Raw genomic sequence first — 9,668 nt, 5'->3', positions numbered from 1 at the left:
GTCGAGATCGTACTTTGTCTGTAGCACCGGAGGGGCAACGATTGAAACGCTCAGAGCCTACGTTCAGAGTCAGTCAACGTCTGATTGATCTTTAAAGCCCTGCGGGCTTTTCGCCTTATATCCCCGCCCGCATTGGGCGAGGGTTTACGGCGTTTTTCGCTAAGCTAAACTGTTTGCTCTACTCTTAAATCAAATAGATACTATAATGTCCAAAATAGCTATTTTTTGCTATAATTAGACATTATAGTATCTATTTGAGGCTAACAAATGAAACTCTCATTACTTACTGATCTCGATGTTAGTCGAGCCTTTGCCTCTCATTTACGAAAGTTGCGTGAAAAAGAAAAATGGTCACGTGAACAACTTGCCGAGCGTAGTACAGTTCCTGCTTCAACTATCAAAAAGTTTGAGTTACAAGGTAAAATTTCACTACGCCAGCTACTGTTACTTTGGCAATGCCTTGATGATTTAAATAATCTTTATGCAGTTGTTGATCCAAAGAAAGTGAATAAACCACGTATGCCAAGGACGATTGAAGAGGTATTACAAGATGAGTTTTAAATCAACAAAAAGGGAAACTTTCGTTTCCCTTTTTATCTTTAACCCAATGTACTTTATTGCTTATGGATGGCTTCAGTATGGATCACTTTTTTACTCGGAGAGCCTGCCACTTTATCGTAAATACCACACACAACAATAGTAATGAGAACAGGAATTAACCACGCCAAACCTTGCTCACTTAACGGTAACTTTGTAGCCCAATCGGGTAATAAATGTTTCAGATAGTCAGACGCTTTGATTGCATCAAAAATACCGAAAAATAAGCTAACAGCCATTGCTGGCGCGATAATACGACTTGGGTTATTCCACAGACGTAATGTGAAACTCATTAAAATAATCACAATACAAGGTGGATAAATCATTATCAGTACAGGAATAGAAAACGCAATCAGCTTGCTCAAGCCTAAGTTTGAAACAACGGCTGAGAATATCGCCAAAATCAATACCAATACACGATAAGAGATAGGTAAATAACGGCTAAAAAACTCTGCACATGCACAAGTTAAGCCAACAGCAGTCACCATACAGGCTAAGAAAATCAATACGGCTAAGAAGAAGCTACCAAAGTTACCGAAAGTGTACTGTACATAGGCATGTAAAATATCAGCGCCATCTTGAGCACCAGGAATAATGCTGCCACTGCTAGAGCCTAATTTAAATAGACTCAAATAGATCGCAGTTAACAATACACCCGCAATAATTCCCGCCCACATAGTATAACGTGTTAACAATGATGAATTATCAATACCCCGAGAGCGAGCCGCATTAACAATAACAATACCAAAAACCATAGCACCCAATGTATCCATGGTGAGGTAACCGTTAATAAAGCCCTGAGTTAACGCCATATCACGATAAGCATCAGTAGCAGGAATAGCGCCACCCGCAGGCCAAAATACCGCGGCAATACCTAATATTGCTAATGCCAAAATTTTAATCGGTGCAAGAATATGACCAACACTATCTAGTAATTTTCCCGGATAAAGTGAAATTCCAATAACAATTAAGAAATAGACAATGCTGTAAATCAACAATGACATCTCTGTATCACCCACTAAAGGAGCAATACCCACTTTAAAAGAAACGGTTGCAGTACGAGGAGTAGCAAAAAGGGGGCCAACAGCAAGATAAGCAACAATAGCTAATAATAATCCCATTGATTTACCAATAGGTGTACTTAATGCCTCAATGCCACCACCAACTTTTGCCAATGCGACAACCGTTAAAACAGGTAAACCAACACCGGTGATCAAAAAGCCAATCGCTGCGGTCCAAACAAATTCGCCTGATTGTAACCCCACCATTGGAGGAAAAATAATGTTGCCAGCGCCAACAAATAGGGCGAATGTCATAAACCCTAATGCCAGAATATCTCTGGAAGTTAATCTATGTGCCATAAGTTTTGTTAATATGTATTTACAATAATGATTTAATTACGCCGATATGGCGCAACATAAAATCAACAATATCTATTTAGGCTCATATCATCATTATTCAGGATAATATCCATATATAATCATTTCATGTAGAGCAATTAAGTACTAAATAGAAAAAATTGCCGATAACTGGTCACAAGTAAAACTTTTATAATGAAAAAAGGCAATAGCCAATCCAAAAACCAGAATAATCATCTAAACTATTTTTCAGCACTAGTTATAACTATCATATATTATCGAATATACATGATATGATTTGTGCATTTTATCACCAATAATATTGAATATCGGCATCATTTAAAGTTAACATTAATTAATAATATTAAAATTTAACGCTACGATATTAGTTTTTGTTGATATTAAAAAGATGAAGAAAGGAACAAAAAACCTTTATCACTGATTGAATACAGATGATAAAGGTTTTAAAAAAGACATACAGCTAGTGTGTTTCTTTAGCGCTAAGCAATGTTTGAGGAAGGATAAAAGAGAATGTACTCCCAACCCCCACTTTACTTTCAATATTCAATTGAGAGTGATGATGGAGCAACGATTTTTTCACAATAGCCAAACCTAACCCGGTACCACCAGAATGACGAGAGCGAGCTTTATCAACGCGATAAAAACGTTCTGTCAAACGTGTTAAGTGTTCAGCACTGATCCCCGATCCATTATCTGAAACGCTAAATAACATACCTTGGGGAATCTTCTTCCAATTGACTTTGATTGTTGTACCTTCTTCAGTGTGATTAATGGCGTTATACACTAAGTTAGAAACAGCACTACGCAATTGCTCTTCATTACCACGAACAGCCCACTGATCATCAACATCAAAAACAATCTGATGCCGACCTTGACTTAATGAGTTCGCTTCTTGTTGTAATAACGCCAAAATGGCAGGAATATCAACAATCTTGTTTAAATCAATATGCGGAGCAGATTCGATACGAGAAAGCTGTAAAAGTTGCTGAACAAGCGTATCCATACGTTTAGCTTGCTCTTGCATTGTGACTATCGCCTTATGCTCTGCGGGTTTTGCTACACTATTTTCTTCCATCATTTCAAGATAGCCTTGAATAACGGTTAGTGGTGTTCTTAACTCATGACTGACATTAGCAAAAAAATCACGTCGTGAGTTTTCTAGTTTATTTTTTTCTGTTACATCGCGAGCCACCATCAAACGCTGATCTTCGCTATATGGCATCACACGAAACTCAACAATAGAACCACTATTTAGTGAAATGGTTAAGGGACGACTAAAATCACCTGCGGTAAAGTAATGCAAAAAATCAGGATAACGTAATAAGTTAAAAATATTTTGCCCATTATCTTCAGGCCAGCGAAAACCCAATAAATGTTGAGCAAGACTATTACACCAAAAAATATTCCCTTCATTCGTCATCATCACGACTGCATCGGGTAAACTTTCAGCACCACTTCTAAAACGTTTAATTAAGTCGCCTAATTCTCTGCGTCGTTTACGATTACGTTGTTGGGTCTGTCGAATACCATAAAAAATAGGCTCCCATCCCCCACTTCCTTCTGGGGGCAATACAGAGCGCTCTAACCATAGCCATTTAGATAATTTCAGCAAATTATAGGCATGCCACACAAGAGCACTGAAAAGCGAGGCCACCAGCAACCAAGAAAGATGCCCGATAAAAAGCGATAATATAAAAGCAGGTAAGCAAAATAGACATAGCCCCCAAACGAGGGCTTTCCATGATAGTCGTTCTAACACCAGACGATTACTCCCATATTGACTTAGAAACGGGCAGAAAAACGATATCCCGTTCCACGTACTGTCTGTATCATTTTGTCATGACCATCTTCTTCAATGGCCTTACGTAAACGACGAATATGCACATCAACAGTACGGTCTTCGACATAAACATTCGTTCCCCAAACGTAGTTTAGCAGTTGTTCTCTACTGTATACACGTTCAGGATGTGTCATAAAAAAGTGCAGGAGTTTAAATTCGGTGGGTCCCATATCTATCGGTTTGTCTTGACTCGTTACCCGATGAGAAACAGGATCAAGTCCTAATCCATTGAATTCGATGATATCTTCCGCTGACATCGGTGATAAACGCCGTAAGATCGCCTTCACTCGGGCGACAAGCTCTTTAGGTGAAAAGGGTTTGATAACATAATCATCAGCACCCGTTTCTAATCCTTGGACTTTATCTTCCTCTTCCCCTTTTGCTGTTAGCATAATAATTGGAATATCGCGGGTGTTACTTTCCCGTTTCATCTGTTTTATTATCTGCAAACCAGATCCTCCGGGGATCATCCAATCTAATAAAACCAGATCAGGGTAAGGATCAATAAGAAAGCTCAATGCAGAATCATAGTCTTCTGCTTCAATCGGTTGAAAACCATTTTGTTCCAAAACAAAACAGATCATCTCTCGAATTGCGGTTTCATCTTCAACAACAAGAATACGCCTTGCCATACTCTATCCTGTGTAATGTTATAGAGGGTCAAAATGATTATGATGCAGTTTTATGACAGATTTATGACTAACCTTAACATTACTGAAATAGATCCCTGTTGTTAAGGTAAATAAACCATTTTTTGGTGAAATATCACTCAAAAAGAGGACGTATTGTTGAGTTTTCACGAAAAAACGAAGGTGCGCTATACTCTTCATCAAATAAAAAAGAGGGATAGCAATGCGGATTATTCACACATCGGACTGGCATTTAGGGCAATATTTTTTTACTAAAACTCGAGCTAAAGAGCATCAGCAGTTTCTTGATTGGTTATTAGCACAAATTAAACACTATCAAGTCGATGCACTAATTGTTGCTGGTGATATTTTTGATACAGGCTCCCCACCAAGTTATGCTCGAGAGCTATATAATCGTTTTGTTGTCGCTATCCGAGACACACAATGTCAGCTCGTTATTCTAGGTGGTAACCACGACTCTGTCGCGACACTCAATGAATCAAAATCACTATTGGCGTGTTTAAATACGACAGTTATTGCCAATGTTCATGCAGAAACACCACAAGCCCCGATCATTCTTCCTCAAAAAGATAACACGCCAGGCGCATTACTCTGTGCAATCCCTTATCTACGGCCTAGAGACATGATCAGCAGTAAAAGTGGGCAATCAGGTGCTGAAAAACAAACTGCCTTAAAAGACGCGATTGCTGAATATTATCAAACGCAATATCAAACAGCTCTCGAATTACGTCAGCAATTAAATGTCAACATTCCCATTATTGCAACAGGCCACCTTACAACCATTGGTGCGAGTGTGACGGACTCGGTACGAGAAATTTATATTGGTACTTTAGAAGCTTTCTCTGCCACCCTATTCCCAGAATTTGACTATATTGCTCTAGGTCATATTCATCGCCCTCAAGTGGTGAATAAATCAGGCCATATTCGTTATAGTGGCTCCCCTATCCCCTTAAGTTTTGATGAGAGCGGACAACAGAAAAGTGTCTGCCTTATCGATTTTGAACAAGATAAATTAACTAACCTCACACTATTACCCATCCCTGAATTTCAGTTACTACGCACTATCAGTGGTTCATTAAAAGAGATAGCTATAAAACTTGAAGATCTAAAAAAACAATACGGTGAAATAGATACCACTATTTGGTTGGATATCGAAGTCTCAACCCAAGACTATCTCAGTGATATACAAACCCGCATTCAAGAGCTCACTAATGACCCGCTTTTTGAAGTAATTTTATTAAGAAGAGCCAGAAAACAGCGCCAAGCATTTACTCAAAATGAGAACGAAACACTGACCGAATTAACCGTTTATGATGTTTTTGAAAGGCGCTTAGAACAACATGAGTTTGATTCAGAAGAAACGAAAACTCGTTTAACAACATTATTTAAACAAGCAGTTGAAATGGCAGAGAAAGAGGATAACGAAGCATAATGAAAATCTTAAGTCTGCGATTTAAAAATATTAACTCTTTAAAAGGTGAATGGAAAATTAACTTCAACCAAGAACCTTTTATCAGCAACGGGTTATTTGCGATTACAGGCCCTACAGGTGCGGGAAAAACCACCCTATTAGATGCGATTAGTTTAGCCCTTTATCATCGAACGCCAAGATTAGATAAAGTCACACAATCACAAAATGAGTTAATGACACGCCATACCGCGGAATGTTTGACCGAAGTTGAATTTGAAGTCAAAGGTGTAGCGTATCGAGCATTTTGGGAACAACGCCGTGCTAATTATAAAGAAGATGGCAATCTTCAAGCACCACAAGCCGAACTTGTTAAAATAAATACGGCCGGAGGCGAAGACAAAATATTAGCAAGCAAGATAAGCCAAGTAAAAGAGATGATCATTAATATTACTGGCCTTGATTTTGAGCGTTTCACTAAATCTATGTTGCTTTCTCAAGGACAATTTGCGGCTTTTTTAAATGCAGATGATAAATCCCGCGCTGAATTACTCGAAGAACTCACAGGTACCGATATTTATCGTCATATATCCCAATCTATCTTTAAACATTGGCGTGAAGAAGAACAAGCATTAAAAACACTAAAACAGCAAGCCGAAATGATGGCATTATTAGATGAAAATGCTCGCCAAGCTTTATTAACCGAACAGACTAATCTTGTTGCCAAAGAGAACCTATTACAAAAAGAACAACAGGAATATCAAACAGCAAAGCAGTGGCAAGAAAAAGAAATTGAACTCAATAAAAATAAAGTATTAGCACAAACCGAAGTTAATTTAGCACAAGAAGCGTTAGTTGCTGCCAAGCCCGATATTCAACGTCTTGAAAATAGTGAACCAGCAGAAAAAATCCGTCCACTTTATGATGAAAAGGATCGTCTATTAAAAGAACAAACCTATATTGAATCACAACTATCAACACTAAAAGCAGAAAAACTGCGTATTGAACAACAGAGCCAACCTATTAATCAGCATTTAGTCGAAGCTCATGAAACATTTAAACAACACGATGAGAAAAAACAGCAAATATTGCAACTTATTCGTGAACAAGTCGCGCCATTAGATAATCAGTTAATCTTGCTACAACAAGATATTTCAGTAAAAACACAGCAAAAAAATACACTAGAAAAAACACAATCAGAATATCTGGAAAAAATACAGTCAACAGATGTCAAATTAGCTGGTTCACAAAAGCAATTCAATGAATTAAATGAATATTTAAATCAGCATGCAGCTCATGCTCAACTTGCTGAAAACTTACCTTTATGGCAACGTTATTTTGAGCAATATGATGAAATTACAGAGAAATATCTAACGAGTCAGAAAAATGAAAAAATAGAACAAGAAAAAGCGCAATTTCTTAAACTTTCCCTCGAAAAAACGATACACACGCTAGAAGCACAACAACACAAGCTTAATTTACAGCAACAACAATTAAGCGAATTGCAAACGCAACTTGAGCAACAAAATAAAGCAGATGCCATTGCGGATATTCCTCATCGTTTGCAACAAATTTATCAGCAAAGAAATGCTCTCGCAAAACTAATGGGATTACAGGCTCAATTAGAGCGTGCTATAAAAGCTGAACATCAGCAGCAAAAAAGTTATTTAGAAAACCAGCAAAACATAGCGGTGCTAACTGAAAATATCCGTAAAAATAGCATCGTTTTAAAAGAAAAAGAGCAACATCTTAAAGATTTAAATGACAATTATCTTTTAATACGAAAATTAGCCGAGTACGAAGAAGAGAGACAGCGTTTAGTTAAAAACACCCCATGTCCTGTTTGTGGTTCAACTGAACATCCTTATGTTGAAAAATATAAAAAAATTAAACCAGATGAAACAAAAACACGGCTAGATATTTTAACGCAACAAGTTCATGCATTAACAATAGAGTTAGTAGAACAAAAAACACAGTCTGCTAACTATCAAGCTCAAAACGAAAAATTAAGTAACGAACTTGAACAACTCACACAAGATATTACGTCATTAACACAACAATGGCGGGATGTAGCGCAAACTTATGCATTACCAGATGTCGGCTGTGAAGAAGCAGTTTTAACTCAATTAGATGTAGAACTTAAGAAAGAAGATGATTTACTGACACAAAAACGAATTAATTATCAAGCATTAGAAGCCAAAATTCAGCAGGAATACAAACTATTATCTGATAACAAAGAGCAATTTAATCAACAACAACAAACTGTTCTTCATCAACAAAATGAATATGCTCAGCAACAGAAAGAAGTTTCCAATAAACAGCAACAGACAGCGCAATATCTTCAACAACAAACTCAGTTAGCGCAGGATCTTCAATCCCTTGTTAAACAGCAAGGTTATGAATTACAAGAATTTGAAGATAAAATTCAATGGATTACTGCACGCAAAGAAGAGAGCCAACAATATCAATCAACCTTAAAAACCCATCACGAATTACAACAAATCATCCGCGAATTGCTATCAACACAGGAAGAGAGAAAACGCTATTTATCTGAAATTCAAAAAGAACTTGATACTGTTCTCATCCATTTACAACAACTACATCAGCAACAAGAGCAGCTAAAAACACAACGGCAAACTTTATTCGGAACACAAACCACCGAAGATGCACGTAATGAGTTGGATAAACGGAGTCTATTGTTACAAAAGCAAATTGAGCAATATAGTGAAGAAAAAAACCGACTCGAAATCCGTTTAAATCAGCTTATTGGCCAATATCAAGAAAACGAAAAATCACTACAACGGCTTCATGTTCACTCACAAGCTATCGTTGAACAATATCAACATGCGTTAAAAAACAGCCCGTTTACTGATGAAAAGGCATTTCTCGCTTCATTGTTATCCGTCGAGGAAAGACATCGTTTACAAGAGCAACAAAAACAACGTCTTGATAAGCTGTTACAAGAAAAAACACGTTTAGATACACAAGAAAATGCCTATCAACAACACTTATCACAACAACCAATATTGATAACACAACAAAATTTTGAACAAATTACCGCTCAGTTATTGCTGTTAGAAACACAACTTATTCAATTACAAGAAACGAAATTTCGTATTCAAGAGCAACTACGAGCTGACGAAGAAAAGCGTAAAGAGCAACAGGCGCTACTGACTCATATTACCAAACAACAATCTCAGTTTGACGATTGGAGCTACTTAAATGAATTAGTGGGATCTGCATCGGGAGATAAGTTTAGCCGCTTTGCCCAAGGCTTAACGCTTGATCATCTCATTTATTTGGCTAACCGTCGTTTAGAAAAGCTTCATGGACGTTATTTCTTGCAACGCAAAACACCAGCAAGCCTTGAACTACAAATTGCAGACACATGGCAAGCAGATGCACTGCGTGATACTCGCACGCTCTCTGGTGGCGAAAGTTTCTTAGTCAGTTTATCACTCGCCTTAGCGCTTTCGGATTTGGTCAGTAACAAAACTCAAATTGAATCACTCTTTCTTGATGAAGGCTTTGGCACATTAGATCCTGATACCTTAGATATTGCATTAGATGCACTTGATAGCCTTAATGCATCCGGCAAAATTATTGGCGTAATTAGTCATGTAGAAGCCATGAAAGAGCGCATTCCAGTACAAATTAAAGTGAAGAAAGCCGGAGGATTAGGTATCAGCCAACTTGCTCCCGAATTTAGATATGTAGATAAATAAAATATAAATCAATTAGTTAAAAACTAGGTCGAATATTTTGACGTAACTGATTAAATTTTTTATATATCA

The 9,668-nt window shown here is 37.4% G+C and carries 6 protein-coding genes and 1 pseudogene; 4 read left to right on the top strand and 3 right to left on the bottom strand.

Annotated elements, in window-relative coordinates; translation table 11 throughout:
* Positions 1 to 88: pseudogene (locus QSH13_RS14830) on the top strand (IS200/IS605 family transposase); the annotation flags it as partial.
* A 179-nt stretch (positions 89 to 267) separates the two neighbouring features.
* Positions 268 to 561 (top strand): helix-turn-helix domain-containing protein, encoded by a 294-nt coding sequence (locus QSH13_RS14825; RefSeq protein WP_006535148.1) that lies wholly within the window; start codon positions 268 to 270, stop codon positions 559 to 561.
* A gap of 53 nt (positions 562 to 614) precedes the next feature.
* Here QSH13_RS14825 and brnQ read toward each other — a convergent pair whose 3' ends face one another.
* The 3 genes from brnQ to phoB all read right to left on the bottom strand — a co-directional run bounded on the left by brnQ (position 615) and on the right by phoB (position 4,448).
* Positions 615 to 1,958 (bottom strand): branched-chain amino acid transport system II carrier protein, encoded by a 1,344-nt coding sequence (gene brnQ / locus QSH13_RS14820; protein ID WP_286039330.1) that lies wholly within the window; start codon positions 1,956 to 1,958, stop codon positions 615 to 617.
* Between the two features lie 478 nt (positions 1,959 to 2,436).
* The gene (phoR, locus tag QSH13_RS14815; protein WP_109397137.1) at positions 2,437 to 3,735 is read right to left on the bottom strand and encodes a phosphate regulon sensor histidine kinase PhoR; all 1,299 of its coding nucleotides are present in this window, start codon (positions 3,733 to 3,735) and stop codon (positions 2,437 to 2,439) included.
* Between the two features lie 23 nt (positions 3,736 to 3,758).
* Positions 3,759 to 4,448 carry a phosphate regulon transcriptional regulator PhoB gene (gene phoB / locus QSH13_RS14810; RefSeq protein WP_109397136.1) on the bottom strand — a complete coding sequence of 230 codons (690 nt, stop codon included), beginning with the start codon at positions 4,446 to 4,448 and terminating at the stop codon, positions 3,759 to 3,761.
* 220 nt (positions 4,449 to 4,668) lie between these two features.
* Here phoB and sbcD point away from each other — a divergent pair, with 220 nt between their 5' ends.
* Positions 4,669 to 5,898, top strand: coding sequence for an exonuclease subunit SbcD (sbcD, locus tag QSH13_RS14805; protein WP_185901692.1), 1,230 nt, complete (start codon positions 4,669 to 4,671; stop codon positions 5,896 to 5,898).
* Positions 5,898 to 9,599 (top strand): AAA family ATPase, encoded by a 3,702-nt coding sequence (locus tag QSH13_RS14800; protein ID WP_286039329.1) that lies wholly within the window; start codon positions 5,898 to 5,900, stop codon positions 9,597 to 9,599. Before sbcD ends, QSH13_RS14800 begins: the two co-directional genes overlap by 1 nt.
* Positions 9,600 to 9,668 lie beyond the last annotated feature (69 nt).

Origin of the sequence: Proteus faecis, assembly GCF_030286765.1 — a bacterium.
GTDB classification, from domain to species: Bacteria; Pseudomonadota; Gammaproteobacteria; order Enterobacterales; family Enterobacteriaceae; genus Proteus; species Proteus faecis.
The sequence above is the reverse complement of the archived record's forward strand: the minus strand, read 5'-3'. Positions and strand labels throughout refer to the sequence as shown.

Bases quoted from the DNA above. Each gene is read 5' to 3' on its own strand.
- QSH13_RS14825 (WP_006535148.1), top strand. From the start codon at position 268: ATGAAACTCTCATTACTTACTGATCTCGATGTTAGTCGAGCCTTTGCC.
- brnQ (WP_286039330.1), bottom strand. From the start codon at position 1,958: ATGGCACATAGATTAACTTCCAGAGATATTCTGGCATTAGGGTTTATG.
- phoB (WP_109397136.1), bottom strand. From the start codon at position 4,448: ATGGCAAGGCGTATTCTTGTTGTTGAAGATGAAACCGCAATTCGAGAG.
- sbcD (WP_185901692.1), top strand. From the start codon at position 4,669: ATGCGGATTATTCACACATCGGACTGGCATTTAGGGCAATATTTTTTT.
- QSH13_RS14800 (WP_286039329.1), top strand. From the start codon at position 5,898: ATGAAAATCTTAAGTCTGCGATTTAAAAATATTAACTCTTTAAAAGGT.